43 protein-coding genes and 1 pseudogene are annotated in these 26255 nt (G+C 61.3%); 40 read left to right on the top strand and 4 right to left on the bottom strand.

Going from position 1 to position 26255, the window contains the following annotated elements; translation table 11 throughout:
• From tuf to VD811_00635, 33 genes and pseudogenes are all read left to right on the top strand, one after another.
• Nucleotides 1-139, top strand: a 139-nt coding sequence (gene tuf / locus VD811_00475) for an elongation factor Tu (GenBank protein ID HXV19445.1), incomplete at its 5' end; no start/stop codon positions are given.
• A 14-nt stretch (nt 140-153) separates the two neighbouring features.
• Nucleotides 154-462, top strand: coding sequence for a 30S ribosomal protein S10 (gene rpsJ / locus VD811_00480; GenBank protein ID HXV19446.1), 309 nt, complete (start codon nt 154-156; stop codon nt 460-462).
• 38 nt (nt 463-500) lie between these two features.
• Nucleotides 501-1139 (top strand): 50S ribosomal protein L3, encoded by a 639-nt coding sequence (gene rplC, locus VD811_00485; protein ID HXV19447.1) that lies wholly within the window; start codon nt 501-503, stop codon nt 1137-1139.
• A 30-nt stretch (nt 1140-1169) separates the two neighbouring features.
• The gene (rplD, locus tag VD811_00490; protein HXV19448.1) at nt 1170-1790 is read left to right on the top strand and encodes a 50S ribosomal protein L4; all 621 of its coding nucleotides are present in this window, start codon (nt 1170-1172) and stop codon (nt 1788-1790) included.
• Nucleotides 1790-2077 carry a 50S ribosomal protein L23 gene (locus VD811_00495; protein ID HXV19449.1) on the top strand — a complete coding sequence of 96 codons (288 nt, stop codon included), beginning with the start codon at nt 1790-1792 and terminating at the stop codon, nt 2075-2077. Before rplD ends, VD811_00495 begins: the two co-directional genes overlap by 1 nt.
• 33 nt (nt 2078-2110) lie before the next feature.
• Complete coding sequence (gene rplB, locus VD811_00500; protein HXV19450.1) at nt 2111-2935, top strand: 50S ribosomal protein L2; 825 nt, start codon at nt 2111-2113, stop codon at nt 2933-2935.
• Nucleotides 2936-2960: 25 nt separating this feature from the next.
• On the top strand, nt 2961-3245 hold the full coding sequence (gene rpsS, locus VD811_00505) for a 30S ribosomal protein S19 (protein HXV19451.1): 285 nt from the start codon (nt 2961-2963) through the stop codon (nt 3243-3245).
• A 25-nt stretch (nt 3246-3270) separates the two neighbouring features.
• Complete coding sequence (gene rplV, locus VD811_00510; protein ID HXV19452.1) at nt 3271-3603, top strand: 50S ribosomal protein L22; 333 nt, start codon at nt 3271-3273, stop codon at nt 3601-3603.
• A 21-nt stretch (nt 3604-3624) separates the two neighbouring features.
• The gene (gene rpsC / locus VD811_00515) at nt 3625-4263 is read left to right on the top strand and encodes a 30S ribosomal protein S3 (GenBank protein HXV19453.1); all 639 of its coding nucleotides are present in this window, start codon (nt 3625-3627) and stop codon (nt 4261-4263) included.
• A gap of 21 nt (nt 4264-4284) precedes the next feature.
• Entirely contained in the window at nt 4285-4710 is a 426-nt protein-coding gene (gene rplP / locus VD811_00520; protein ID HXV19454.1) for a 50S ribosomal protein L16, read from the top strand.
• Nucleotides 4700-4888, top strand: coding sequence for a 50S ribosomal protein L29 (gene rpmC, locus VD811_00525; GenBank protein HXV19455.1), 189 nt, complete (start codon nt 4700-4702; stop codon nt 4886-4888). Before rplP ends, rpmC begins: the two co-directional genes overlap by 11 nt.
• A gap of 20 nt (nt 4889-4908) precedes the next feature.
• Nucleotides 4909-5175: a 30S ribosomal protein S17 gene (rpsQ, locus tag VD811_00530; GenBank protein ID HXV19456.1), complete on the top strand. Its 267-nt coding sequence runs from the start codon at nt 4909-4911 to the stop codon at nt 5173-5175.
• A gap of 12 nt (nt 5176-5187) precedes the next feature.
• Nucleotides 5188-5556, top strand: coding sequence for a 50S ribosomal protein L14 (gene rplN, locus VD811_00535; protein HXV19457.1), 369 nt, complete (start codon nt 5188-5190; stop codon nt 5554-5556).
• Nucleotides 5557-5581: 25 nt separating this feature from the next.
• Nucleotides 5582-5911, top strand: coding sequence for a 50S ribosomal protein L24 (gene rplX / locus VD811_00540; protein HXV19458.1), 330 nt, complete (start codon nt 5582-5584; stop codon nt 5909-5911).
• A gap of 12 nt (nt 5912-5923) precedes the next feature.
• Nucleotides 5924-6463, top strand: coding sequence for a 50S ribosomal protein L5 (gene rplE, locus VD811_00545; protein ID HXV19459.1), 540 nt, complete (start codon nt 5924-5926; stop codon nt 6461-6463).
• A 24-nt stretch (nt 6464-6487) separates the two neighbouring features.
• Nucleotides 6488-6673, top strand: coding sequence for a type Z 30S ribosomal protein S14 (locus VD811_00550; GenBank protein HXV19460.1), 186 nt, complete (start codon nt 6488-6490; stop codon nt 6671-6673).
• Between the two features lie 23 nt (nt 6674-6696).
• Nucleotides 6697-7095 (top strand): 30S ribosomal protein S8, encoded by a 399-nt coding sequence (rpsH, locus tag VD811_00555; protein HXV19461.1) that lies wholly within the window; start codon nt 6697-6699, stop codon nt 7093-7095.
• A 26-nt stretch (nt 7096-7121) separates the two neighbouring features.
• On the top strand, nt 7122-7661 hold the full coding sequence (gene rplF / locus VD811_00560; protein ID HXV19462.1) for a 50S ribosomal protein L6: 540 nt from the start codon (nt 7122-7124) through the stop codon (nt 7659-7661).
• A 26-nt stretch (nt 7662-7687) separates the two neighbouring features.
• On the top strand, nt 7688-8056 hold the full coding sequence (gene rplR, locus VD811_00565; GenBank protein ID HXV19463.1) for a 50S ribosomal protein L18: 369 nt from the start codon (nt 7688-7690) through the stop codon (nt 8054-8056).
• Between the two features lie 16 nt (nt 8057-8072).
• Nucleotides 8073-8570 carry a 30S ribosomal protein S5 gene (rpsE, locus tag VD811_00570; protein HXV19464.1) on the top strand — a complete coding sequence of 166 codons (498 nt, stop codon included), beginning with the start codon at nt 8073-8075 and terminating at the stop codon, nt 8568-8570.
• A 21-nt stretch (nt 8571-8591) separates the two neighbouring features.
• The gene (gene rpmD, locus VD811_00575) at nt 8592-8771 is read left to right on the top strand and encodes a 50S ribosomal protein L30 (protein ID HXV19465.1); all 180 of its coding nucleotides are present in this window, start codon (nt 8592-8594) and stop codon (nt 8769-8771) included.
• Nucleotides 8772-8791: 20 nt separating this feature from the next.
• Entirely contained in the window at nt 8792-9232 is a 441-nt protein-coding gene (gene rplO / locus VD811_00580) for a 50S ribosomal protein L15 (GenBank protein HXV19466.1), read from the top strand.
• A 1-nt stretch (nt 9233) separates the two neighbouring features.
• Nucleotides 9234-10544: a preprotein translocase subunit SecY gene (gene secY / locus VD811_00585; GenBank protein ID HXV19467.1), complete on the top strand. Its 1311-nt coding sequence runs from the start codon at nt 9234-9236 to the stop codon at nt 10542-10544.
• Between the two features lie 19 nt (nt 10545-10563).
• Complete coding sequence (locus VD811_00590) at nt 10564-11211, top strand: adenylate kinase (GenBank protein ID HXV19468.1); 648 nt, start codon at nt 10564-10566, stop codon at nt 11209-11211.
• 1 nt (nt 11212) lies between these two features.
• Complete coding sequence (gene map, locus VD811_00595; protein ID HXV19469.1) at nt 11213-11959, top strand: type I methionyl aminopeptidase; 747 nt, start codon at nt 11213-11215, stop codon at nt 11957-11959.
• A gap of 77 nt (nt 11960-12036) precedes the next feature.
• Nucleotides 12037-12150, top strand: coding sequence for a 50S ribosomal protein L36 (gene rpmJ, locus VD811_00600; GenBank protein ID HXV19470.1), 114 nt, complete (start codon nt 12037-12039; stop codon nt 12148-12150).
• Between the two features lie 21 nt (nt 12151-12171).
• Entirely contained in the window at nt 12172-12540 is a 369-nt protein-coding gene (gene rpsM / locus VD811_00605) for a 30S ribosomal protein S13 (protein HXV19471.1), read from the top strand.
• An 11-nt stretch (nt 12541-12551) separates the two neighbouring features.
• Nucleotides 12552-12947: a 30S ribosomal protein S11 gene (gene rpsK / locus VD811_00610; protein ID HXV19472.1), complete on the top strand. Its 396-nt coding sequence runs from the start codon at nt 12552-12554 to the stop codon at nt 12945-12947.
• A gap of 22 nt (nt 12948-12969) precedes the next feature.
• Nucleotides 12970-13599 carry a 30S ribosomal protein S4 gene (gene rpsD / locus VD811_00615; protein ID HXV19473.1) on the top strand — a complete coding sequence of 210 codons (630 nt, stop codon included), beginning with the start codon at nt 12970-12972 and terminating at the stop codon, nt 13597-13599.
• Between the two features lie 51 nt (nt 13600-13650).
• Nucleotides 13651-14667: a DNA-directed RNA polymerase subunit alpha gene (locus VD811_00620; protein HXV19474.1), complete on the top strand. Its 1017-nt coding sequence runs from the start codon at nt 13651-13653 to the stop codon at nt 14665-14667.
• A gap of 41 nt (nt 14668-14708) precedes the next feature.
• A pseudogene (gene rplQ / locus VD811_00625) lies at nt 14709-15059 on the top strand (50S ribosomal protein L17).
• A 416-nt stretch (nt 15060-15475) separates the two neighbouring features.
• Nucleotides 15476-15928, top strand: a complete 453-nt coding sequence (locus VD811_00630) for a 4Fe-4S binding protein (protein HXV19475.1) — start codon at nt 15476-15478, stop codon at nt 15926-15928.
• Between the two features lie 230 nt (nt 15929-16158).
• Complete coding sequence (locus VD811_00635) at nt 16159-16566, top strand: hypothetical protein (protein ID HXV19476.1); 408 nt, start codon at nt 16159-16161, stop codon at nt 16564-16566.
• 80 nt (nt 16567-16646) lie between these two features.
• On the opposite strand, the gene VD811_00640 is transcribed toward VD811_00635, so the two are convergent.
• Nucleotides 16647-17276: a DUF4382 domain-containing protein gene (locus VD811_00640; GenBank protein HXV19477.1), complete on the bottom strand. Its 630-nt coding sequence runs from the start codon at nt 17274-17276 to the stop codon at nt 16647-16649.
• Between the two features lie 331 nt (nt 17277-17607).
• On the opposite strand from VD811_00640, the gene xthA reads away from it, so the two are divergent.
• Complete coding sequence (gene xthA, locus VD811_00645) at nt 17608-18426, top strand: exodeoxyribonuclease III (GenBank protein ID HXV19478.1); 819 nt, start codon at nt 17608-17610, stop codon at nt 18424-18426.
• 186 nt (nt 18427-18612) lie between these two features.
• A complete protein-coding gene (locus VD811_00650; protein ID HXV19479.1) occupies nt 18613-18903 on the top strand; it encodes a hypothetical protein in 291 nt (96 codons plus the stop codon).
• Between the two features lie 38 nt (nt 18904-18941).
• On the opposite strand, the gene VD811_00655 is transcribed toward VD811_00650, so the two are convergent.
• The 3 genes from VD811_00655 to VD811_00665 form a co-directional block, all read right to left on the bottom strand.
• Nucleotides 18942-20225 (bottom strand): MFS transporter, encoded by a 1284-nt coding sequence (locus VD811_00655; GenBank protein ID HXV19480.1) that lies wholly within the window; start codon nt 20223-20225, stop codon nt 18942-18944.
• Nucleotides 20226-20462: 237 nt separating this feature from the next.
• Nucleotides 20463-21053: a DUF2845 domain-containing protein gene (locus tag VD811_00660; protein ID HXV19481.1), complete on the bottom strand. Its 591-nt coding sequence runs from the start codon at nt 21051-21053 to the stop codon at nt 20463-20465.
• Nucleotides 21054-21225: 172 nt separating this feature from the next.
• Nucleotides 21226-21495, bottom strand: a complete 270-nt coding sequence (locus tag VD811_00665) for a cytochrome c3 family protein (GenBank protein ID HXV19482.1) — start codon at nt 21493-21495, stop codon at nt 21226-21228.
• Nucleotides 21496-21878: 383 nt separating this feature from the next.
• Between VD811_00665 and VD811_00670 the strand changes: the two genes are divergently transcribed.
• The 5 genes from VD811_00670 to VD811_00690 form a co-directional block, all read left to right on the top strand.
• On the top strand, nt 21879-22373 hold the full coding sequence (locus VD811_00670; protein HXV19483.1) for a hypothetical protein: 495 nt from the start codon (nt 21879-21881) through the stop codon (nt 22371-22373).
• A 116-nt stretch (nt 22374-22489) separates the two neighbouring features.
• A complete protein-coding gene (locus VD811_00675) occupies nt 22490-23542 on the top strand; it encodes a dihydroorotate dehydrogenase-like protein (GenBank protein ID HXV19484.1) in 1053 nt (350 codons plus the stop codon).
• A 194-nt stretch (nt 23543-23736) separates the two neighbouring features.
• Nucleotides 23737-24522: a CHY zinc finger protein gene (locus tag VD811_00680; protein ID HXV19485.1), complete on the top strand. Its 786-nt coding sequence runs from the start codon at nt 23737-23739 to the stop codon at nt 24520-24522.
• A gap of 90 nt (nt 24523-24612) precedes the next feature.
• Nucleotides 24613-26088: an anthranilate synthase component I gene (trpE, locus tag VD811_00685; GenBank protein HXV19486.1), complete on the top strand. Its 1476-nt coding sequence runs from the start codon at nt 24613-24615 to the stop codon at nt 26086-26088.
• 63 nt (nt 26089-26151) lie between these two features.
• A partial coding sequence (locus VD811_00690; GenBank protein HXV19487.1) for an anthranilate/aminodeoxychorismate synthase component II occupies nt 26152-26255 on the top strand: 104 nt, incomplete at its 3' end.

Below are 26255 nucleotides of genomic sequence, written 5' to 3' on the forward strand. Positions count from 1 at the left end.
GATGGTCATGCCCGGCGACAACATCGCCATGACCGTCAGCCTGATCACCCCGATCGCCATGGACAAGGAGCTGCGCTTCGCCATCCGTGAGGGTGGCCGGACCGTCGGCGCCGGTGTTGTCAGCGAAATCATCGAGTAATAGAGGATAGTCACATGCCGAGCCAGAAGATAAGAATTCGTTTAAAGGCTTATGACCACAAGCTGCTCGATCTTTCGGTCAACGAGATCGTCGACACCGCCAAGCGTACCGGCGCCCGGGTGGCCGGACCGATTCCGCTGCCGACGATCATCAACAAGTACTGCGTGCTGCGCGGTCCGCATGTTGACAAGAAGAGCCGTGAGCAGTTCGAAATGCGCACCCACAAGCGCCTCCTGGACATCCTGGAGCCGACCCAGCAGACCGTGGATGCGCTGATGAAACTCGATCTGTCCGCCGGCGTTGACGTCGAAATCAAGCTCTAGTTCATTATCTACTACGACAGGTAAGGGTACTTGCAATGATAAAGGGAATCTTGGGTAAGAAGCTGGGGATGACCCAGGTCTTTGCCGCGGATGGCCGGTGCATACCGGTGACGGTCGTCGAGGCCGGCCCCTGCGTGGTGCTGCAGAAAAAAACCGTGGCCACGGATGGCTACAACGCTCTGCAGCTCGGCTTCGGGGCCAAAAAGAGTCATCGGGTGAACAGGCCGGAGATGGGTCATTTCAAGAAGGTCGGCAAGGGGGCCTTTGCCCATCTGCGCGAGCTTCGGGCCGAGAGCGTCGACAATTACAATGTTGGCGACGAACTCACCTGCGACAGTATCTTTGCCGCCGGCGACATCATCGACGTGACGGGGACCAGCAAGGGAAAGGGGTTCCAGGGGGTCATCAAGCGCTGGAACTTTGCCGGCGGCCGCGCGACCCATGGTTCCATGTTCCATCGTGCGCCTGGTTCCATCGGTGCCAGTGCCTGGCCTTCCCGTGTCTTCAAGGGAAAGAAGATGGCCGGCCAGATGGGCAATGAACGGGTGACCGTGCAGAGCCTGCAAGTGGTGGAAGTTCGCCCGGACGAAAACCTGATATTGGTCAAGGGTGCCATCCCTGGGGCGAAGAACTCCCTGGTGATAATCCGCAAGGGCATCAAGGCCAAGAAAAAATAGCCTTTGCGCTGATGATTTTGGAGAACGACCATGGCAAAGATAGCTGTCTACGACATAAATAAAAACCAGGTGGCCGAGCGTGAGCTTGCTGATGACATCTTCAATTCCGATGTCCGCTCCTACCTGATTCACGACATGGTGCGCTACCAGCTGGCGGCCCGCCGGCAGGGTACGGCCGATTCCAAGACCCGCAGTGAGGTCCGGGGCGGCGGCAAGAAGCCGTATAAGCAGAAGGGTACCGGCAACGCCCGTCAGGGCTGCATCCGCGCTCCGCATTATGTCGGCGGCGGTACCGCCTTCGGTCCGCATCCCCGCGACTACGACTTCAAGCTGAATCGCAAGGTGAAGAAGGCAGCTCTCAAGAGCGCCATCTCGGTGCGCTTCAAACAGGAGAAGCTGACGGTGCTCAACGCTCTCGAGCTTGAGAAGATAAGCACCAAGGGGTTTGTTGAAATCCTCAACCGCTTCGACCTGGCCAACGCCCTTGTGGTGATTGACGGGGCCAACCCGGCTGTCGAGCTTTCGGCCCGCAATCTCCCGCAGGTCAAGGTGCTGCGAGCCGAGGGTGTCAATGTCTACGACGTGATGAAGTACCGCAATCTGGTGCTCACCGAGGGGGCCGTCTCCCAGTTGGAAGGAGCGTTAGCGTAATGAAGCCGCTATACAGAATCATCAGGCAGCCGCTGGTCACCGAGAAGACCAGTCTGCAGAAGGAAGCAGGTCGGGTGGTGGCGTTTGAAGTCTCCATCGATGCCAACAAGATCGAGATCAAGCAGGCCGTTGAGAAGGCCTTCGATGTCAAGGTCGAGAACGTCAACACGGTGCTGGTGGCCGGCAAGGTGAAGCGCGTGGGCCGCAACTTCGGCAAGCGTTCCAACTGGAAGAAAGCCTATGTCACCTTGGCCGAAGGCAGCAACATCGATTTCTTTGGCGTCTAACGGACTGTTATTCAGCGATACGGAGTTACCATAATGGCGATCAAAAAGTTCAAGCCGACCTCGCCGGGACGTCGTCACATGACCGCCTCGACTTTCGAGGAGATCACGACTGCCACCCCCGAGAAGTCTCTTGTCGCTCCTCTGAAGCGCAGCTTCGGCCGCAACAGCTACGGGCGTATCACCAGCCGTCACACCGGCGGCGGGCACAAGCGCAAGTACCGGCTGATCGATTTCCGGCGGGACAAAAAGGAGGTTCCGGCGAAGATCGTATCGATCGAGTACGACCCCAACCGTTCGGCGCGCATTGCGCTGCTCAATTATGCCGACGGTGAAAAGCGTTATATTCTGGCCCCCATCGGCATCAGCGTCGGCGACACCGTTGTTGCCAGCGACAAGGCCGACATCAAGCCCGGCAACGCTCTTGCCATCCGCGCTATTCCTCTCGGTACCTGGGTGCACAATGTGGAACTCAAGGTCGGCAAGGGGGGACAGTTGGCCCGCAGTGCCGGCACCTACGCCATGATTGCAGCCAAGGAAGGCAAGTACGCCCAGTTGCGGATGCCCTCCGGCGAGGTTCGCCTGGTGCTGCAGGAGTGTTGTGCCACCATCGGTCAGGTCGGCAACGCGGATCACGAGAATGTCAAGATTGGCAAAGCCGGTCGCAATCGCTGGCTCGGCAAGCGTCCGCAGTCCCGTGGTGTGGCGATGAACCCGGTCGACCATCCGCATGGCGGTGGCGAGGGCAAGAGCTCCGGTGGGCGGCATCCGGTCACGCCGTGGGGTGTGCCGACCAAGGGTTACAAGACCCGTGTCAACAAACGGACCGACCGCTTCATTGTGCGGCGGAAGCAGAAATAAGCCTTTGTAGATAGAGGAGACGGCAGTGGCTAGATCGATTAAAAAAGGGCCGTATATCGAGGAGAGTCTTCTCCGCAAGGTTGATGTCGAGGGCGGGACCACCTCCAAGAAAGTGATCAAGACCTGGTCGCGGCGTTCTACCATCATCCCGGAGTTCGTCGGTCATACGTTCGCCGTGCACAATGGCAAGAAGTTCATCCCGGTTTTCGTCACCGAGAACATGGTCGGTCACAAGCTGGGGGAGTTCGCCCCGACGCGCACCTATTACGGGCACGGCTCCGACAAGAAGAGCAAACTCAAGAAAAAATAGCGATAGCGCTAAGGAGTACTAGTTCATGGAAGCCAGAGCCAAACTGAGATATGTGCGCCTCTCTCCCCAGAAGACTCGACTGGTTGTGGATATGGTGCGCGGCAAGAGGATTCAGGAGGCGTTGAACATTCTGAAGTTCTCTCCGCAGAAGGCGGCTGACGTCGTCTCCAAGTTGGTGAGTTCCGCCGTGGCTAATGCCGAGCAGCAGGGCGTCTCCGACGTCGACCGACTTTTCGTCAAGGCAATCTCTGTTGACCAGGGGCCGGTGCTCAAGCGCTTTTTGCCCCGGGCGCAGGGCCGGGCCACCAAGATACGCAAACCGACCAGTCACATTACCGTCGTTCTCGACGAAAAGTAAATTGTCCAAGGAGGTGATAGTTTGGGCCAGAAAGTTCATCCAATAGGATTTCGTCTCGGGATCATCCGGACCTGGGATTCCAAGTGGTACGCGGAAGGCGATTACGCCAGGCTGCTCCATGAGGATATCAAGCTGCGTTCTTATCTGAAAAAGCGGCTCTATCATGCCGGGATTTCTAAGATCGAGCTTGAGCGGGCCGCCAGCAAGGCGAAGATCAACATTTTTGCCGCCCGTCCCGGCATAATCATCGGCAAGAAGGGTTCCGAGGTCGAGGCCCTCAAGAAAGAGCTGGCCAAACTCACCGACAAGGAAGTCTTCATCAATATTCAGGAAGTGCGCAAACCGGAAATTGACGCCCAGTTGGTGGCTGAAAACGTCGCACTGCAGCTCGAGCGCCGGGTCGCCTTTCGCCGCGCCATGAAGAAGAGCGTCAGTCAGGCACTCAAGTTCGGTGCGCAGGGGATCAAGATCAACTGCAGCGGACGCCTTGGCGGCGCCGAGATGAGTCGGACCGAGTGGTATCGCGAGGGCCGTGTCCCCCTGCATACCCTGCGTGCGGACATCGATTACGGTTTTGCCGAAGCGAAGACGACCTACGGCATCATCGGCGTCAAGGTTTTGATCTTCAAGGGCGAAATCCTCAAGCAGGAACCGAAATAGCACGGGACAGGAGTCACAGTCATGTTGATGCCCAAGAAGGTTAAACATAGAAAACAGTTCAAAGGTCGCATGACCGGCGCGGCAACCGGTGGAACCGCCCTCAATTTCGGCGACTTCGGTCTGCAGGCACTGGAGTGTGGCTGGCTCTCTTCGCGGCAGATCGAGGCAGCCCGTCGCGCCATGACCCGTTACGTCAAGCGCGGGGGTAAAATCTGGATTCGCGTTTTCCCCGACAAGCCGCTCACCCGCAAACCTGCCGAAACTCGTATGGGTAAGGGGAAGGGTTCGCCGGACAGTTGGGTCGCTGTGGTTCGCCCCGGCCTGATGCTTTACGAAATGCAGGGAGTTGAAGAGGAAGTGGCCCGCGAGGCGCTACGCCTTGCTGCACACAAACTCCCCATGAAGACCAAATTCGTGATCAGGGAGGAGGCGGGCCATGAAGGCTGAAGAAATCAAGGACCTCAACATCGAGGAACTGCAGAAGAAGGCGCAGGAGCTCAACCAGGAACTGTTTAACCTGCGTTTCCAGTTGCACACCGGCCATCTGGAAAATACCTCCCGAATTACCCAGGCCAGAAAAGATATTGCCCGGGTGCAGACGGTTCTGCGGCAGAAACAGGGATAAAGAGGATTACGAGGACGGATATGGCGACTGAGCGTGGCAATCGGAAAACCCGAGTCGGGATTGTGGTCAGCGATAAGATGGACAAGACCGTGGTGGTCAACGTCGATCAACTGGTCATGCATCCTGTTTACAAGAAATACATCAAGCGCCGTGTGAAGTGCAAGGCACACGACGAGCAGAACAGTTGTGCTGTTGGCGACAAGGTGCTGATCGTGGAGACCAGGCCGCTGTCCAGGGACAAGCGGTGGAGAGTCCGCGAAATTTTGGAAAAAAACGTAACCGTTTAGGAGATACGTATCATGATTCAGATGCAGACGATGCTTGATGTCGCAGACAACTCCGGTGCTCGGAGACTTTGCTGCATCAAGGTGCTCGGCGGCTCCAAACGGAAATACGCCGGCCTTGGGGATATCATCATCTGCTCCGTCAAGGAGGCTCTCCCCAATTCCAAGGTCAAAAAGGGTGATGTGGTACGTGCTGTGATCGTCCGGACCGCCAAGGAGGTCCCTCGTCCCGATGGCTCGTACATCCGGTTCGACAACAACTCCGCCGTCGTGGTCAACCCTGCCGGTGAGCCCGTCGGAACCCGTATTTTCGGACCCGTCGCCCGTGAACTTCGTGCCCGTAAGTTCATGAAGATCGTTTCGCTGGCGCCTGAAGTTCTTTAATACAGCAACAGGGAGATAGGTTACAATGGCGAGCAATAAGCTTCATGTCAAAAAAAATGACATGGTGATGATCATAGCGGGAAAGGATAAGGGGAAGACGGGCAAGATCATGCGCGTTCTGGCCGACAAGGGCCGGGTCGTGGTGGAAAGCCTCAACGTGGTCAAGCGTCATTCCCGTCCCACCCGTGCCAATGCCGAAGGTGGAATAATCGAGAAGGAGGCGCCGTTGGCGGCCTCCAACGTCCTGCTGCTTTGCGGCGCCTGCAACAAGCCGACCCGTACCGGCATCCGCATTCTCGATGACGGCAGCAAGGCCCGCTTCTGCAAGAAGTGCAACGAGATTGTGGATAAGTAACGGAGAATTTCCATGGCCAGAATGAAAGAAATGTATCAGACCGAGCTGGTGCCTCAGCTGATGAAGGACCTGCAGCTGAAAAATGTGATGGAGGTCCCCCGGGTCGAAAAAGTGGTGATCAACATGGGGCTCGGTGAGGCAATCCAGAACATCAAGGTTCTGGAATCGGCTGTTGACGAACTGAGTCGGCTGACCGGCCAGAAGGCTGTTATCACCAAGGCCAAGAAGTCGATCGCCACCTTCAAGCTCCGCGAGGGGATGCCCATCGGCTGCATGGTGACTCTGCGTCGCGATCGGGCTTACGAGTTCCTCGACCGCCTGATCAATGTCGCGCTGCCCCGCGTCCGCGACTTCAAGGGCGTTTCGTCCAAGGCCTTCGATGGTCGCGGCAATTACACGCTGGGGATCCGCGAGCAGATCATCTTTCCCGAGATCGATCTCGACAAGATCGACAAGGTGAAGGGGCTGAACGTGACGATCGTCACCACGGCCAGGACTGACGAAGAGGGGCGCGCCCTTCTGACCAGCCTGGGCATGCCGTTTCGTAAATAGCCGGAAGGATAGCGGAGGAAAGCTGTGGCAAAAAAATCGATGATGATCAAGGCGGAACGGCCGAAGAAATTCGGTGTCAGGGAGTACAATCGTTGTCCTCTCTGCGGCCGACCCCGCGCCTACTATCGCAAATTTGACATGTGCCGGATCTGTCTGCGCAAACTCGCGTCGGAAGGGAAGATTCCGGGCGTGATTAAGTCTAGCTGGTAAAGAGAACTCAAGGAGCTGCATCCATGTCAATGACTGATCCTATCGCGGATATGCTGACCCGCATTCGCAATGCGGGGCTGGCGAAGCACCAGAAGGTGGATCTCCCCTCGTCCAACCTCAAGGTGGCGATCGCCTCGGTGCTCAAGGATCTCGGCTATATCAAGAATTTCAAGACCGTCAGCGACGAGAAGCAGGGCGTGCTGCGGCTTTATCTCAAATTCGACGACGAGAATCTGCCCGTGATCCACGAAATCAAGCGCGTCTCCACTCCCGGTCGCCGTGTCTATGTGAGCAAGGACGAGATTCCCTCGGTTAAGAACGGCCTGGGCTGCGCCATTCTGTCGACCTCGAAGGGCGTGTTGGCCGATGCCGCGGCGCGTGAGGCGCAGGTCGGCGGCGAGCTTCTCTGCACCATCTGGTAGCGCAACCGGCTGAAGGAGTATTGACGATGTCACGAATTGGCAAAAAACCCGTTATGATTCCCGCCGGGGTCAAGATCGCCCTCAGCGGCTCGGCCATCAGCGTCCAGGGGCCCAAGGGCAGTCTGCAGCGGACCCTCGGCACCGGTGTCGATATCGCCGTCGAGGCCGACCAGGTCGTGATCACGCGGCGCGCAGATGGCAAACCCGACCGTTCGCAGCAGGGTCTGACCCGCACGCTGATTGCCAACATGGTCGAGGGGGTGACCAAGGGGTACGCGAGAGTCCTCGAGATCAATGGCGTCGGTTATCGCGCCGATCTCAAGGGGAGCGTGCTCAACCTCGCCCTGGGCTACTCTCACCCCGTCGAATACCCGCTGCCGGAGGGGATCTCGGCCGAAGTGGAGAAACAGACCAAGGTCACGGTTCGGGGAATTGATAAGGAACTGGTCGGTGCGACGGCGGCGAAGATACGTTCGTTCCGTGGTCCCGAGCCCTACAAGGGCAAGGGGATCAAGTACGCCGACGAGCGGATCATCCGCAAGGCCGGCAAGACCGGCAAAAAATAAGTGATTAGAGGCCAAGGAGAAAGACTGTGAGCGTCGCAAACGAAAGACGTCAGGCACGCACGAAGCGCCAGGTGCGGGTACGCCGCAAGGTTCGGGGAACATCCGGGCGGCCGCGGCTCTGCATCTTCCGCAGTGCCAAACATATTTACGCCCAGATCATCGAGGATGGCACCGGCAGGACGCTGGTGGCCACTTCGACCGTCTCCAAAGACGTTGCCGACGGGCAGAAATATACCGGTAATGTTGAGGCTGCCAAGGCGGTGGGTATCGCCATCGCCAAAAAAGCCCTGGAACAGAACATTAAGCAGGTGGTCTTCGACCGCAACGGTTTCCTGTACCACGGCCGCGTCAAGGCTCTTGCCGACGCTGCCCGGGAAGCCGGCCTCTCTTTTTAGGTGAAGGAGGATGTCTTTGCTTCGCATTGATCCCAACGAATTGAATTTGACTGACCGGGTTATCCACATCAACCGCTGTGCCAAGGTCGTCAAAGGTGGCCGCCGCTTCAGCTTTTCCGCCCTGGTGGTAGTCGGTGACGGCCAGGGGTGTGTTGGCTATGGACTGGGCAAGGCCAAGGAAGTGCCGGAAGCGATCCGCAAGGGGGTGGAGCAGGCGAAGAAAAACCTGATCCGCATCCCGCTCAAGGGTCGTTCCATCCCCTTCGACGTGCTTGGCAAGTTCGGCGCCGGCAAGGTGTTGCTCAAGCCGGCCTCGGCCGGTACTGGCGTCATTGCCGGTGGCGCCGCTCGTGCTGTGCTCGAGTCTGCCGGCGTCGGTGACATTTTGTCGAAATGTCTCGGCTCCAACAATCCGCACAACGTGGTCAAGGCGACGGTCAACGCGCTGAAGCAGCTCAGAAGTGCTGAGGAGATCATGGCTCGCCGCGGGCTTTCGGCCGGCGAGCAGCAGTAATTCAGCGGCAAGGAGAGTGACATGCCCGGGCAGATCAAGGTTACCCAGAAGAAAAGCGGCATCGGCCGCCCAGAATATTTCACCAAGGTCCTCAAGGGGCTGGGGCTGACCAGGCTGAACCAGACCGTGGTTCTGCAGGACACTCCGGAGATTCGCGGAATGATCCGCAAAGTCGCCCATATGGTTTCGGTCGAAGAGTGATTCAGTAAGGATAGAGTGATATGGACCTGAGCAATTTGAAACCGGCAATCGGTTCGACGAAAAACAGGAAACGCCTCGGTCGCGGGGCCGGTTCCGGCACTGGTAAAACTGCCGGCAAAGGGCACAAGGGGCAGAAGGCCCGTTCGGGCGGCAGCATCAAGGCCGGCTTCGAAGGCGGTCAGATGCCGCTGCAGCGGCGCCTGCCGAAGCGTGGTTTTACGCCGCTGGTCAAGAAAGTCTACGCCTTGGTGAACCTGCGCGATCTCGAGTTGTTCGAAGCCGGCAGCGTCGTCGACTTCGAAGCTCTCGGCAAGGCCGGCCTGGTCAAGGCCCTGGGCGATGGAATCAAGATCCTTGGCGATGGCGACCTTACCAAGGCCTTGACGGTCAAGGCGCATAAGTTCAGCAAATCGGCCGTGGCCAAGATTGAAGCGGCCGGCGGCAAAGCCGAGGTCATTTAAATTGATTGCGAGTATCCAGAACATCTTCGGTATTCCTGAACTGCGTCGCCGGATTCTGTTCACCCTCGGTATGCTCGCAGTTTATCGTGTCGGCTGTCACATCCCGACCCCCGGTGTCGATGCGCAGGTTCTGGCCAAGTTCTTCGAGGGGACGCAAGGGACTTTGCTCGGTCTGGTCAGCGCCTTCACCGGCGGTGCCTTGGAGCGCATGACCGTTTTTGCCCTCGGGATCATGCCGTACATCAGCGCCTCCATCATTCTGCAGCTGCTGACCGTTGTCTTCGAGCCGGTCGAGCGGCTGGCCAAGGAGGGGGAGCAGGGGCGTAAGACGATCACCCGCTGGACCCGCTACGGCACCATTGTCCTGTCGGTTATCCAGGGCGCGGGCATCGCCGTTGGCCTGCAGACCATGCGCGGCCCGGCCGGTGAGCCGGTGGTCCCCGATCAGGGGATGGGATTCATCCTGCTGACGATCATTACCCTGACGGCCGGTACCGCCTTCATCATGTGGCTCGGAGAGCAGATCACCGAGCGCGGCATTGGCAACGGTATCTCGCTGATCATCTTTGCCGGTATCGTCGCCATGATTCCGTCGGCCCTGGTCAACTCCATCCGCCTGCTGCAGACCGGCGCCCTGTCGATTTTCCTCATGCTGCTCATCCTGGCGGTGATGGTGGTAGTGATTGCGGCCATCATTTTCATGGAGCGTGGCCAGCGCCGGGTCCCCATCCATTATGCCAAGCGCGTGGTGGGGATGCGCAACTATGGTGGGCAGAGCAGCCACCTGCCACTCAAGGTCAACATGAGCGGGGTCATCCCGCCGATCTTCGCCAGTTCCATCATCATGTTTCCGGCGACGGTGGCCAACCTGGTCGACGTTCCCTGGGTGCAGACCGTCGCCTCGATGATGACCCCCAGCCACTGGCTGTACAATGTTTTTTTTGTTGCATTCATCATTTTCTTCTGTTATTTCTACACGGCTGTGACGTTCAACCCCGTGGACGTGGCGGATAACGTCAAAAAACAGGGGGGATACATTCCTGGTATCCGTCCCGGCAAGGCCACGTCCGAGTACATCGATACCGTACTCAGCCGGCTCACCTTTGCCGGCGCTATCTATATTTCTGCCGTCTGCGTGCTCCCCACCCTTCTGATCGGTCAGTTCAACGTCCCCTTCTATTTTGGCGGGACGTCACTGCTCATCGTGGTTGGCGTCGGGCTGGATACGGCGGCCCAGATCGAGGCGCACCTGATCTCCCGTTCCTACGAGGGATTCATGAAAGGTGTCACTCTCAAGGGTCGGCGCGGCTAGATAAAGGCAAGGACAGAAGATGAAATTGATACTGCTCGGTCCTCCCGGTGCGGGAAAAGGCACTCAGGCCAAGATGCTGACCGACCGGTTTGGCATACCGCAGATCTCCACGGGTGATATTCTGCGGTCTGCCGTCAAGGAAGGGACGCCGATGGGTGTCAAGGCCAAGGCTTTCATGGACGCCGGCGGCTTGGTCCCCGATGAGGTGGTGGTCGGCATCGTCCGTGAGCGGCTGCAGATGAGTGATTGTGCGGGCGGCTTCATCCTTGACGGTTTTCCCCGGACTGTCGCCCAGGCCGACGCCCTGAAGGAGACGCTCCAGCAGCTCGGCAAGAACCTCGATGCGGTCATCTCTCTTGACGTAGATGTCGAGGCCCTGGTGGAGCGACTCACCGGCCGGCGCACCTGCAAGGCTTGCGGCCGCGGCTATCATGTCAAATTTGATCCGCCGAAGGTCGCCGGCACCTGCGATGTTTGCGGTGGGGTGCTTATTCAGCGCGCCGACGATCAGGAAGAGACGATCCGCAAACGGCTCGAGGTCTACCATCAGCAGACCGCGCCGTTGGTTGCCTATTATCGCACCGACAGTCTGCTTACCAGTGTTGACGGCATGCGTGAAATCGATACCGTCCAGCAGCAGATCTTGTCGGCGCTCGCGGCCGCCTGAGGTGATTCTCGTCAAATCTCGCGCCGAGATAGAGCGGATGCGGGTGGCTGGCCGGATGGTAGCCGAGATTCTCGAATTGCTCAGGGAGAAGGTCGTCCCCGGGGTGACCACGGGCGAACTTGACCGGCTGGCCGAAGCCGAATGCAAAAAGCGTAAGGCACGGCCGGCGTTCAAGGGCTACGGTGGCTTCCCCTTCACGATCTGTGCCTCGCCAAACGAGAAGGTTGTTCACGGTTTTCCCGATGAACAGCCGCAACGTGAAGGCGATATCCTGAGCATTGATTTCGGGATTATTTACGATGGTTTCTACGGGGATGCCGCCATCACCCTGCCGGTCGGTCGAATCGATGCTGCCAGGACCCGGCTGCTGCAGGTAACGGAGCGCTCCCTGGCGCTGGCGATTGCTGCGGCGCAGCCCGGTGCGCGCCTCTCGGACATATCGCACGCCGTGCAGACCTGTGTTGAAAAAGAAGGATTCAGCGTCGTTCGTGATTTCGTCGGGCACGGCATTGGTCGGCAACTGCACGAGTCGCCGCAGATACCCAACTTCGGCCCCCCTGGCCAAGGACCGCGCCTCAAAGCCGGAATGACGCTGGCCATCGAACCGATGATCAATGCCGGCGGGCCCGGGGTCACCATCCTTGCCGACGGCTGGACCGCCGTAACGTTGGACGGCAAACCGTCGGCGCATTTCGAGCATACGGTGGCGGTTACGGACGAGGGACCGCAGATCCTGACTCTCTGTTGAGGTTAGCCGGCAAGGTCGTAACGCGGCGGCCGGCGTGAAGTTTAATCAAGAGCGCATCACTAGCAAAGGAACGAACCATGAAAGTCCGAGCTTCGGTTAAGACGATCTGTGACAAGTGCAAGGTCATCAGACGCAAGGGCATTGTCCGGATTATCTGCGAGAACCCCAAGCACAAGCAGAAACAGGGATAACGGGATTAGGAGGAACAGACATTGGCACGCATTGCTGGCATCGACTTACCGAGGAACAAGCGGATTGAGGTGGCACTCACCTATATTTACGGCATCGGCCGGTCCTCGTCCCAAAAGATTCTTGCCAAGGCAGGGGTGGACTTCAATACCCGGTCCGACGATCTGACCGAGTCGGAAGCCGGCAAGATCCGCGACATCATCGACCGTGAATGCAAGGTCGAAGGCGATCTGCGTCGCGAGATTTCCACTAACATCAAGCGCCTCATGGACCTCGGCTGCTACCGCGGTCTGCGCCATCGTCGGGGGCTCCCTGTCCGTGGGCAGAAAACCAAGACCAATGCCCGCACCCGCAAAGGCCCTCGTAAGACCGTGGCCGGCAAGAAGAAATAATTGGAGGAACCATGGCTAAGCCGGGTAAGAAAGTTGTTCGGAAGAAAGTAGAAAAGAAGAATATCGCCAACGGGGTGGCACACATCCAGGCGACCTTCAACAACACTATCGTGACCATCACCGACCCTGTCGGCAACGTGATTTCCTGGTCGACCTCCGGCGCCAAGGGGTTCAAGGGCTCCCGCAAGAGCACTCCCTTTGCTGCCCAGATGGCCGCTGAGGATGCCGCGAAGAAGGCCCAGGAGCACGGGATGCGCAGTGTTGAAGTCCTGGTCAAGGGGCCCGGCGCCGGCCGTGAGTCCGCTCTGCGGGCTTTGCAGGCCGCTGGTCTCAACATCAGTGTCATCAAGGATGTTACCCCCATCCCTCACAACGGCTGCCGCCCGCCCAAGCGCAGAAGAGTTTAACCGAACATAAGGAGGACGAACGTTGGCTAGATATACCGGACCCGTCTGCCGTCTGTGCAGGAGGGAAAATATGAAACTGTTCCTCAAGGGGGACAGGTGCCATACTGATAAATGCGCAGTCGAGCGCCGCAACTATGCTCCGGGTCAGCACGGCCAGGGGCGCCCCAAGGTTTCCGACTATGGTACCCAGTTGCGTGAAAAGCAACGGATGAAACGGACCTACGGACTGCTCGAAGCCCAGTTCCGTTCCTATTTCGACAAAGCCGACCGTCTGAAGGGCGTGACCGGCGAGAACCTGCTGGTACTTCTCGAGCGTCGTCTCGACAGCATGGTCTATCGCCTCGGCTTTGCCACCTCCCGCAATGAGGCCCGCCTGCTCGTGCGTCAGGGGCATTTCCTGGTCAATGGTCGCAAGGTCAACATCCCCTCCTATTCGGTACGGGTTGGTGACCGGATCGAGCTGCGCGAGAAAAGCCGCCAGGTTGTCCGCGTCAACGAGGCCCTAGACGGCGTCATGCGTCGCGGCATCCCGTCGTGGCTGGAACTCGACCGGGCTGCCTTCGCCGGTCGCGTCAAGACCCTGCCGGTTCGCGAAGAAATGACCACACCGACCTTCCAGGAACACCTCATCGTCGAGCTCTACTCCAAGTAAGCTTGGGCAGGTTGACGAGAAGAAGCGGTAACCTCACAACGGAGGATACGAATGTATAAAAACTGGAGAGACCTGATCAAGCCCAAGCGCCTCCAGATTGAGACGGATACCCTGAGCGACACCTACGGGAAGTTCCATGCCGAGCCGTTCGAGCGCGGCTTCGGGACGACGCTCGGCAACTCCCTGCGCCGGGTCCTCCTTTCGTCGCTGCAGGGGGCGGCGATCACCTCGGTCCGCATCAAGGGTGTGTTGCATGAATTCTCTACCGTCCCCGGCGTGACCGAAGACGTAACCGATATCATACTCAATCTCAAAGGAGTGCTGCTCAACCTGCACGGGCAGGAAAGCCGCAATATCCGCATCGTCAAGAAGGGCGCCGGAGTCATCACCGCCGGCGATATCATCACCGATTCGCACGTCGAAATCCTCAACCGCGACCATCATATAGCCACCTGCTCCAAGGAGGCCGACGTCGAGATGGACATGGTGGTGGCGATGGGCAAGGGGTACGTGCCCGCCGACCGCAACCGCGACGAGAAGGCCCCGGTGGGAACCATCCCCATCGACTCCATCTTCTCGCCGATCAAGAAGGTCAACTACACGGTGACCAACGCTCGCGTCGGGCAGATCACCGACTACGACCGGCTCAATCTCGAATTGAGCACCGACGGCAGCGTCAAGCCAGATGACGCTCTCGCCTATGCTGCCAAGATTCTCAAGGACCAGCTGCAGATCTTCATCAACTTCGACGAAGAGGCCGAGCCCACTGAGGCCTTGGTCGGTGAAGAAGCCAGAAAGATCAATGAGAATCTCTATCGCAGCGTTGAAGAGCTGGAACTCTCAGTGCGCAGCGCCAACTGTCTGAAGAACGCCAACATCCGCCTGATCGGTGAGCTGGTGCAACGTTCCGAGGCGGAGATGCTCAAGACCCAGAACTTCGGCCGCAAATCGCTGAACGAGATCAAGGACATCCTGTCCGACATGGGGCTGACGCTCGGCATGAAGGTCGACAACTTCCCCGATCCCGAGTATCTCCGAATGATTCAGAAGGGTCGCGAGGAAGAGTGATTCCCCGCGCGATGGAATAACGAAGAAAGGACCACGGAACCATGCGTCACAATAAATCCGGCAGGAAGCTCGGCCGCAACTCCGGCCACCGCAATGCCATGATGCGCAACATGGTGACCTCGCTCATCGAGCACGGCAGGATCACCACCACCGACTCCCGTGCCAAGGAGCTGCGCAAGCTCGTCGATCGGATGATCACCCTCGGCAAGCGTGGTGATCTGCATGCCCGTCGTCAGGTGTCCCAGGTCATCCGCACCCGACAGGTGGTGGCCAAGCTGTTTGATCAGATCGGCCCCCGTTTCAAGGACCGTCCCGGCGGCTACACCCGCATCATCAAGCTCGGCAGCCGTCTCGGCGACAACGCCCCGCAGGCCATCATTGAACTGGTCGAGGAAGAGTTCACGGCCAAGCCGAAGAAGGCTGCCCCGGCGCCCAAGGCCGAGGTGAAGAAGGTTGCTCCGGCCCCGGCCGCCGCTCCCGTCGAGGAAGCCGCCGCTGAAGTACCGGCCGAAGAGAAGCCTGAAGCGTAATCTTCGCCTGCAGTAAAAGTTTGGAAGAATAAGGGCAGGGATTACTCCCTGCCCTTATTGTCGTGGCGAGCTGACAAGGCTTGCTTTTTTTTGCCCCTCAACATGTTGACATCCATATATATCCAAACACATAGAATCGTGAAGAGGTTTTCATGGCGACGATTGTTCAGAGCAGGACTTCAACTGCCGGTTCCCGGCGTCTGCGTCAGTGGCTGCTGACGCCGATCGTTGTTGCCACTCTCGCCTTTGGATGACGGCATTCATCGCTCGGTTGCACCGTGCCGGCAGCGTTGTTTCTCGGCATCGTCGGCGGGCTTTGGCGCGGACGCTACGTCTGCGGTAACCTCTGCCCGCGGGGCAGCTTTTTTGACCGGCTTATCGCCCCGCTGGCGGCCCGCCCGGGGGATTCCGTCCCGGCTGCGTTCCATGCCGCTTCGCTGGGGCGCCTTAACGCTCCTGATGGGCTTCATGCTTGGTGCCTTGCCGCCAATCCCGCCGATCCCGGTCTCTGGGGCCTCGTCTTCTGGTCGATGTGCGCCATCACCACCAAAGCCGGTTTGGTTCTCGCCCTGATTTTTCATCCCCGTTCCTGGTGCGCCGTCTGCCCGATTGGCCCGTTGTCAAACGTCCTAGGCGGCGACAGGTGCCAGCTCAGCGTCGACCCTTCCTGCCGCGAGTGTGGCAAGTGCGAGCAGCACTGCACCTTCGACTTGCCGATCGTCAGGTATTAAGGGGCAGGAGTGCTGCCGGAGCGGGATTGCCTGCAGTGTTCGGCGTTCGTGGAGAGTTGTCCCATGGGGGCACTCAAGTGGCCGGAAGCGGCGTAGAGGCGGTCACAGGTCCAAAGTCCAAGGCCCAAGGCCCAAGGTCGCCGTTGGGTTTTTCGTCAGGCGTGGTATAATGACCATAATTGTCAACAATCAGCGGCAACCGCTAGCCGGGAAAACTGACGGAGGTGCCCATGGTACGGCTATTAACAACACTGACCTTGTTGCTGGCAGTCGCCCTCAGCCCCGCCGCTGTCGCAGCGGGGCAGGCTGAATCATCTGTCGGTGGGCCCGTCCTGCTGGCCAAGGGAGGCGGCAGCGGCTCCGGCGGCAGTGGGGGCGGTCATGGTCGGGGACGCGGTTCGGACGATCTGCTCGACGACACTCGCCACGGTCGGGGACGCGGCTCGGATGACTTGGTCGACGACTCCCGCCATGGCCGGCATGGCGACCACCACATCTTCTTCGACGACCATGGCCGGCATCACCATGGTGACGATCTTTTCGAGCACCGTCACAGCGAAGGGCTCTTCGTGCACGAACACCACCATGGCGAGTTCGAGATCGAAATTGAGGACCACGGCCGGGGTGGGCACCGGTAGGGGCGGTCGCGGGCCTGCGGTTTGCGACCGCATTGCCCGAGAACTAGGCGCCTGTCGTTCCCTTGCGCGACCAGTCGCCCTCAGAAACTGTCGCTCTGGGCCAGCGATTGACCCTTCTCGCCGGCCAAGGGACTTCCTGTCATGACCTTGATGGCCGGCTTGAGCAGGTATTCACCCGAGCTGCCGGTCCTCACCAGCGACTGCGCCGCATCGAACTCAAGGACCAGCATGGTGGTTCGGCCTGAGGCGATATTGAAGCTGCCAGCCAGTTCGATTCCGGTCTGCAGGCCGCCATGCACCGCTAATTCCTGTACCCTGCCGGATTCGTCGACGAGGTAGTTGGCGTAGGGGTGGGGGGCGGCAAGAATGTTCAGGGTATCATCGGGGATGCCCCCGAGCATCAGGCGAAGTTCCGCGTATGGACCGGCTGGAAGGTCGGTCAGCCCCAGGCTCACCTGGACCCCGTTGACCAGCTCGAGCAGGTTGACGGTCGTCTGTGGTGCCAGCACCGTTTTCCAGTTGCCGCCCTGCGGATGCACATCGATATGACCGATAGTCACGTAGACTCCGGCCAGGCCTGGAAGGCCAGCATCGACCATCCGCACCGAAAGCGTTCCAGCGGCGCTTGGCGGGGGCGGACTGGGGCAACCGGACAACAGCAGGGTTCCGGCTACCATGGCCAGCCAACTGAGCATACCTGTTCCGCGCATCGCATCCTCCCCGGTTCGGATTGCCTTTTTCTCGTTTCGGTCCCTGTCTGCCTGTAAGCAGAAAAAGTGCCAGGTGCCCGGTCAGGTTCACCCGTTGCCGTCGCCGGAGAACCCGCCTTCGTCGACTCTGCCGGGTTTTGCCGCCCCGGTGGCGGCCCCGGAGCATTTGACAGGTACCCGGGTGCGGGGTATCCTGAGGGCCGTTGTCCCTGCTCGCCGCCGACTGTAGGTTCCAATGAGGATTTTTTGCCGGCAGAACTGACATTTTCAGGCCGTGGATGCCGGTGGTTTGCCGCCGGCCCTAGGGCCAACCCGACCATGAGGATCGATCATGAAGCTTGTCTCCTTCAATGTGAACGGCCTGCGCTCCCGGCTGCACCAACTCGCCGCTCTGGTCGAGAAGCACCGCCCGGACATCATCGGCCTGCAGGAGACCAAGGTGCAGGACGCCGACTTTCCGGTCGCGGCCATCGAGGCACTCGGGTACCGGGTCGCCTTTCACGGGCAGAAGACCCATTACGGGGTGGCGCTGCTCACCCGGCTGGCGCCCGTCGAGGTACGGACGGGTTTCCCCGGAGACGGCGACGGGGCGCAGAAACGGCTGATCAGCGCCAGCTTCCGGCTGTCGACGGGCGAGCTGCTGCAGGTCATCAACGGCTACTTTCCGCAGGGGGAAAGCCGTGACCATCCGGTCAAGTTCCCGGATAAGCGGCGCTTCTACGCCGACCTGCAGCGCTACCTGGCCGAGTGCTGCGACCCCGCCGGGCCGCTCGCCCTGCTGGGGGACTTCAACATCGCACCGGTCGATGCGGATATTGGCATCGGCGAGGAGAATGCCCGGCGCTGGCTGCGCACCGGCAAGACCAGCTTCTTGCCCGAAGAGCGCCAGTGGTTCGCCGCCCTGCGGGACTGGGGGCTGCACGACAGCTTCCGCCTCCAGCATCCCGCCGTCACTGACCGCTTCAGCTGGTTCGACTACCGCAGCCGCGGCTTCGAGAGCGAACCCAGGCGCGGCCTGCGCATCGACCATATCCTGCTCACCGCCAGCCTGCAGAAATGCTGCCGGGAGACCGGCATCGATTACGAGATCCGCGGCATGGCGCGGCCGTCGGATCATTGTCCGGTTTGGGCGGAGCTGGCGCTGGAGTAGGCGGCTGAAGGTCTTGGGGGAAGGTGATATCAAGGTGAGGGACACGACAGTGCCTTTGGTGCGCAACGAAAGTCGTCAGGCGGCGAAAGGCATTCTGGGTACCGACTTGGTCGGGTAAGCAACTTTGTCGCCAGCGTATTTTATTGGGCCGTCAAGCAGAAACGGGGCTCGAAAGGAGATTAATCGATGAATTGGTATCTTTGCCCCCTCACTCCTGCCCAGGTCACCGCCGGTGAGGCGCAGCGGCGCACGAAGGCTTTTTCCGAAGCGTTTTCCGCCGCCGGCGCCCCGCGCATGATGGCCCTTTTCCAGCGGGAGGGTAAAGACGGCGGCCTCGATCTCTACCTCACCCCCGACTGCGGCGAGTTCGCGGCGGAGCTACTCCAGGCTTGGGGGAGCGTCCCCTGCGAGCGGCCGCCGATGACCGGACTGCAGTTTCTGGTCGGCCACAACGAAATCACCTACTACCTGCCCTGACTCCCGGTTTTCTATTCACCCCCCGCCCCCGAACCGCTTCAGACGCTCTGCCGGCAATGGGTCTCCCGGGTAAAGGCGATGCACACTAGGGCAAGCACGGTCCAGGCCAGCATCAGGGAAAACCCGGCGCGAAAGGCCCCCAGCTCGTAGACCCTTGCGCCGGCCGCCATCGTCCCACCCCATTGCCGGTCGAGCATCCAGCCGACGGCGGGCTGCAGCAGCATCGGACCCAGCATCGAGCCCATGTTGCAGACGCCCGCTGCCGTCCCGGCAAGCGGGGAGGGCACCGATTCCTTGGCGAAGGCGAAGCCGATGATCATGCAGCCGGCGGCGAAGCCGACGGTGACGAGGAGGGCGATCAGCACCGGTAGCGGCAGTCGAGGAATGAAGATGATGACACCCCAGACGACGGCCGATACCGCGCAGCCGACCACGTAGAGCGGCTTGCGCCGCCCGATCCGGTCCGAGAGGCCGCCGAAGACCGGGCCGCCCACCGCCCAGGCGATCAGCAGGGCCGAGCAGACGGCAGCGGCCTGCGGGGCGCTCAGGCCGTAATGGGTGGTCAGGAAGGGGACGCCCCAGAGGCCGGCGAAGGCAAGGCCGCTGCCGACAACGGCGCCGGGGGTGACCAGCAGCAGCCAGGTGTTGCGGTAGGCGAAGACCTCGCGAAGCCCGGCGATGATGCCGGTGCGGGGCGCTTCGGCGTGGCCGTCGGGGGCGTGGCTGGCGTAGCCCCGCTCCCGCGGATCGTCGCGGACGATGAGCCAGATCGCCACGGCGACGGCGAAGGGGAGGATGCTGGCGGCGAGCATGACGGGCCGCCAGCCGAAGGCGGCCACCATCAGGCGCAGCGGCGTGCCGGCGAAGACCGCCCCGAGAATGCCGAGGAAGAGGGCCATCCCGGAGGCGAGGGCGAACTGGCGGGGCGCCATCCAGTGGCTGGAGAGCTTCATCATGGCGACGAAGGCGACTGCCACCGAGCCGCCGACCAGCAGCCGCCCGGCGCAGGCCCAGAACATGCCATCGGCGAGGGCGAAGCAGAGGCTGCCGACCCCGGCCACGGCGGCGCCGGCGGTCAGCAGACGGCGCGGCCCCCAACTGTCGGCGAGCAGGCCGGTGGGGATCTGCATGGCGACGTAGCTGTAGAAATAGAAAGCCGACAGGTTGCCGAGGGCGGCGGCGGTGAGGTCGAATTCGTTCATCAGCTCCGCGGTCATGACGCCGGGGGCGACCCGCTGAAAGAAGCCGATGATATAGAGAGCGGCGCCGAGGCCCCAGACGGTCCAGGCCAGGCGGACAGGGGGTAGGGTCGCTGAAGACATGGTCTGTCGATCCTCGTAAGGGTTGACCGAATTGGTCTGACCAAGTTATTAAAATTCATCCTCCATGTCAAACCCGAAAACCGGGGGCGCAGGGGACGGGTCTTGTGTAGGCACATTTTGGGCCGGGATGCTTTATCTGGCAGGCGTCCCGGGTCCGCAGCAGGTGCGGGAAAGGGGGAGGGTATCGGGAAAACTGCTGGAGGAACCCGGACCAGGACCGAAAGGACTGGCCGGCCGTCAAAAACCGTAGCCGCCGGTAGCCATTCGCTTCAGGCGCCCGTTTTCAAAGGTAAGATGCAGCAGGAAATGACTGGGGCCGAAGTTGTAGGTCCACTCATCGATGCGGATGGTCGTGCGCCGCGAGCGGTCAAAGCGGTTGATGATCAATTCGTCGGCATCGCGGATTTCGCTGAAATCGGGCGGACCGCACATGCGCAGCACCTCGAATTTGGTGTCGCCGATGCTCAGGACCTTGCCCTCGCGGCAGGATTGGACGGACAGTCGGCTGCCGCGGTCGCCGGTGGCGATGCTCTCCAGCCGGCTGTTCCGGAAGCGCAGGATGTGTAGCAGACGGGTCGGGCCGAAATCGTAGAGCCATTCCTCCATCACGACGGTCTGCCGCTCCAGGGTATCGAAGAAGCGGCGGTCGATGACCTCATCCTCCCAGCGTTCGCGCCAAACGGGCTCGCCACACTTGTTCAGCACTTCGATGACGTGGTCGCCCTCGTGCACCAGATTGTTGCCGCAGCGAAGTCCCAAGGCCGGAGCCGCCAGCACGAGCAGCGCGACCATGGCCACGCTCGCACAGCGCAGAGAAAAACGTGGCATGATGCCCCCTTTCCTGCTGCCATTGTAGCATGCCGCCTCCCTTGGTCGACAAGGACGGCAGCGAACCGGCGGCTTCGAGGCGGTTTGACTCTTTGCCGGGCGCGGACCATCGACAACAAAAAAAGGCCCCCTTTGCAAGGGGCCTTTTTTGTCGCAACCTGGAATGGATCGCTTACTTCTTGTGGCAGTCGCCGCACTTGGTGGGGCCGGCGCCTTTGGTGGTGTGGCACTCCTTGCAGAGGGCGTGCGCCTTGTCCTTGTCGAGTTCGAGCTTGGCCGGAGTACCTGCGCCGTGGCAGGGCACGCAGGTGAGCTTCTCGCCGTGCACCTTGTGGTTGAAGGTGACGTCGCCGTTCTTGGCTTTCAGCGTCACGGTGTCAGCGGCGAAGGTGGTGGTGGCAGCAAAGGCGACCAGCATGGCGGCAACAAACAGCTTCTTCATGATTCTCTCCTTCTGGTTGATGGTTTAGGCATGAGCGCCTGATTCCGGGTAAATATATACCCCAAATTCTGCGCTCCTGCATTGGACATCTGCCTCCGTGCCACCCGATGTCGGTATGAATTTCAATGTTTTCAACTGGTTGATTAGCCCCATGTCGGGTTGCGGGGAGGTGGTGAATGAAGGTGCAAAGTCCAGGGCCCATAGGCGAAAGTCCATAGCCCCTGGTCGACGATCTGCGCGGAAGGTGCCTTTTGGCGTTGGCCGTTTCGGAGTGGCGTGCTATATATGGAGCCGTCGCCCGGCCGGAAGCCGTCTCCTGCCCTTGTGTTGTGGTGACTGAACCCAGCTGTATGCCCATCGTGCACCGAGTCGAGGTAAATGAATTGTTCAGCTGTCTGCAGATGAAGCGGTTTGCCTGTGCTCTCCTGATCGCCCTGGCCTGCCAGTGCGGTCTGCCCGGCATCGGCCAGGCCGAGGCCGTCCCGGAATATACCATCGGCCAGCTTTTCGCCGCTTCCCCGCGGTCGAAGGATATCCGCTTCGCCAAGGTGGTCGAACAGCGGGTCCGCATCATCACCCCTTCCTGGTTCGTGCAGCCCGACAAGCTGCGCCACTTCTACTTCCATGAAACCTGGGGGCCGCAGATCAGTGCCCTGCTCAAAGATGATCCCATCATCCGGCACGAGGAGGTCGACCGCTTCCTCAGAAAAAACATCGGCAGGATCCGCCGGGCGTCGTTCTACCGCGAGGGGTTCGTGACCCTGCAGTTGGCCGACCCGGATGGCGGCGTGATCATCCCTGTCAGCCTGATGACGGTGCGCAGGAGCGAAGAAGCCGTACGCAAGCACCTGGAACTGACGCCCGGCCTGTTTCAATAAAGCGGTTTCTCTCTGTCTCTCCGCGCGTCATAGCCGCTGAATTGGGTGCTGAAATTTCAATACATCCCTGAGCCCCCGGGAGATTCTCGCCGCCGACCCCGAAAGGAGAGCCTCTGATGGCCGATTTGACCACCACCTACATGGGTCTCACCCTGCGCAACCCCATCGTCGTCTCCAGCAGCGGCCTGACCGGTACCCTCAAGGGGGTGGTCAAATTCGCCGAGGCCGGCGCCGGCGCCATCGTCCTCAAGTCGCTCTTCGAGGAGCAGATCGCCGCCGAAGCCGGCGCCCTGGGCCGCTTTGCCGACGCGGCCGCGCCCGGCGAGGGGGCCGACTATCTCCAGAGCTACGGCATGGCGCTCGGACCGCGTGACTATCTCAAGCTGGTCCGGGAGGCGAAGCAGGCGGTCGCAGTGCCGATCATCGCCAGCCTCAATTGCATCTCGCACGAGCACTGGACCGACTACGCCGTCCAACTGGCGGGGGCCGGCGCCGACGCCCTCGAGCTCAACATCGCCCTGATGCCGACCCATGCCCACCTGGAGGGGACCAACGTCGAGGAGCACTACTACCGCATCCTGCAGGAGGTCAAGGCACGCGTCGCTCTTCCGGTGGCGCTGAAGGTCGGCCCATTCTTCTCGGCCTTCGCCCACTTTTCCGACCGGCTCAGCCACGACCGGGCCGAGGCTCCGGCTTTCACCGTCGGCTGGTTCGGGCCGAGCACCACGCCGGGCAAAACCGTCTGGCGGGGGGCCGACGCGCTGGTGCTGTTCAACCGCTTCTTCCCCTTTGACATCGACATCGACAGGCTGCAGCCGGCCACCGGAAGTCCCTACAGCACCCCGGCGGAGATCCACACCTCCTTGCGCTGGATCTCGATCCTTGCGGGCCGGGTCGGCTGCGACCTCGCCGCCGCCACCGGCATCCATGACGGGCGGGATGCTGTCAAGCAACTGCTGGCCGGCGCCACCGTCGTGCAGATATGCTCGACCCTCTACCAGAACGGCCCCGGCCGGATCGGCCAGATGCTCGAGCAGATCGAGGGCTGGATGCAGGCGCACGGCTTTGTCACCCTGCCCGAGTTTCGCGGCCGGCTCAGCCAGCTGCGCAGCGAGCGGCCGGCGAGCCACGAGCGGCTGCAGTACGTCAGGTTGCTAGGCGGCGACTGAGGCCGCGCCGCCCCGCTGCTGCTTATTTCTAGCCCCTTCTTTTTTTGCCGTATCATCCCTGGCATACTGCCATGTCATAGTCCTCCCTTCCCGGTGATCAGGGCCGGGCAGGGGGCGGAATTGAGAAGGAGGGACGCATGTCGACAGATACGAGAAGGTACAGAATTGTTTTTCGCGGTGAACTTGCCTTAGGCATGAGCGAGGAGAAGGTCGCGGCGCAGCTCAGGGAGCGCCTCAAGTTCAGCGATGCCGCCCTGGCGCGGTTCTTTGCCGGCAAGCCCATTGTTCTCAAGAGCGACCTCGACGAAGAGACAGCCGAGCGCTATGCCAAAGCTTTCCGGAGCGCCGGCGCGCGCTGCGCCGTCGAACCGATGCCGTCGGGCGTTGCTGCTGTTGCGCTGGCGCAGCGGCCCGATCCGTCCGCCCCAGCCATGATCTGTCCCAAGTGCGGGCAGAGTCAGCCGGATGCCGAGACCTGCATCGGCTGCGGCGTAGTGATCGCCAAGTTCCGCCAGCGCCAGGACGAGTCCTTTGCCTTCGAATCCGCCGCGGCGGGCGAAAGCATGGCGGGAGAGGCCGTGGCCACCGACGCCATGCTGGCGGCGCTTGCCGACACTCGGCCGTGGGTGCGCCTGGTCTCGGTGCTGCTCTTCATCGGCGCCGGACTGGGGCTGCTCGCCGCGCTCGTCTCCATGCTGGCGGTCGGCCACGCCCCCGGCGGCCCGCCGGCAGTGCTGGTCGGTGCCATCCAGGTGCTGGCCTGCCTGCTCTACCTGATGCCGGCCTGGTACCTCTCCCGCTACGCCGGCGCTCTCGGCAGCTTCCTGCAGGGCGGAGCGATAGCCGAGCTGGAAGCGGCCCTCGACCACCAGAAGTCGTTCTGGAAGTTCGTCGGTATCCTGACCCTGATCACGATAGTCCTGGCCGTCCTCGGCATCGCCGCCGCCATCCTGGTCCCCGCCCTTTTTGTCGGCCGGTAAAGGGGAGGGAATGCCCCCTGCATCCTCGCAATTCTTGACGCTTTCCCGCCTGCCGTGCTAGAGTAGCCCACTTTATCCACGGGAGTCCGCATGTACCAACCCTCTCTCGACGAATTTATTTCCCTCGCCGGGCAAGGCAATCTGATCCCGGTTTATCGGGAGATTCTGGCCGACATGGAGACCCCCGTCTCGGCCTTCAAGAAAATAGACGACGGCAAAAGCTCGTTTCTTCTCGAAAGCATCGAGGGCGGGGAAAAGTGGGCCCGCTACTCCTTTCTCGGCAGCGGCCCGGGCCGCCTCTTCCGCAGTCGCGGCCGGCACTTCGAGATCCTCGACGGCGAGCACCTGGTCGAAGCGGGTGAGAGCGCCGACCCGCTGGCCGAGCTCAAGCGCTTCATGGCCCCCTATCGGCCGGTGCAGCTGCCCGGGCTGCCGCGCTTTTTCGGCGGGGCGGTGGGCTACCTCGGCTACGACATGGTCCGCTTCATCGAACGGCTCCCCGCCACCCGGCCGGCCGAGATCGGCGCCTGGGACAGCTGCTTCCTGCTCACCGGCAAGCTGCTGATCTTCGACAACATGCGGCAGAAGGTCAAGGCCGTCTGCAACGTCCACATCGGCGACGGCGAGGAGCCGGCGGCGGCCTATCGCCGTGGCATCGCCGAGGTCGACGCCCTGGTCGAGAGGCTGCGCGCGCCGCTGCCGGCCCCGCGCCCGGCCGTGCCGGTTGCCGCCGGCGAACTAACCGCCAACTTTACCCCCGAGGGCTTCCGGCAGGCGGTGGAGCGCTGCAAGGAGTACGTGCGGGCGGGCGACGTCATCCAGGTCGTCCTCTCTCAACGCTTTTCCGGCCCGCTGCCGGCTGAGCCCTTCGATATCTACCGGGCGCTGCGCACCATCAATCCCTCCCCCTACATGTTCTTCCTGCGTTTCGGCGAAACGCTGGTGATCGGCGCCTCTCCCGAGGTGCTGGTGCGCAAGGAGGGCGAGCACGTCGAGGTCCGTCCCATCGCCGGCACCCGGCCGCGCGGCGCCGGCACCGATGAGGATCAGCGCCTGGAGCAGGACCTGCTCGCCGACCCCAAGGAGTGTGCGGAACACATCATGCTGGTCGACCTCGGACGCAACGACCTCGGGCGTGTCTGCCGCACGGGAACGGTGGAGGTGAGCGAGCTGATGGTCGTCGAGCGCTACTCGCACGTAATGCACATCGTCTCCAACGTGCGCGGGCTGCTCGAAGGCGGCCGCGATGCCTTCGATGTCTTCCGCGCCACCTTCCCGGCCGGCACCCTCTCGGGGGCGCCGAAGATCCGGGCGATGCAGATCATCGGCGCGCTCGAGCCGACGAGACGCGGCCTGTACGGCGGGGCCGTCGGGTATCTCGACTTCGCCGGCAACCTGGACTTCTGCATCGCGATCCGCACGATTACCATGCGTGACGGCCGCGTCGAGATTCAGGCCGGCGCCGGCATCGTGGCCGACTCGGATCCGCAGGCTGAATACGAGGAGACGCGCGACAAGGCTCGTGCGCTGATGCAGGCGCTCGAAATGGCCGATCGCGGCTTGTGACGGCGGGACTCGGCCGCCGATTGTGGAGTGGAGCCGCCGCGCCGTGAGCCGGCGGAATGACGCATGCTGCTGCTCATCGACAACTACGACTCGTTCACCTTCAATCTCGCGCATCGCATCGGCGAGCTCGGGACCGACGTGAAGGTCGTGCGCAACGACGCCGTGAC

The organism is Desulfuromonadales bacterium, from assembly GCA_035620395.1.
Taxonomy (GTDB): domain Bacteria; phylum Desulfobacterota; class Desulfuromonadia; order Desulfuromonadales; family DASPGW01; genus DASPGW01.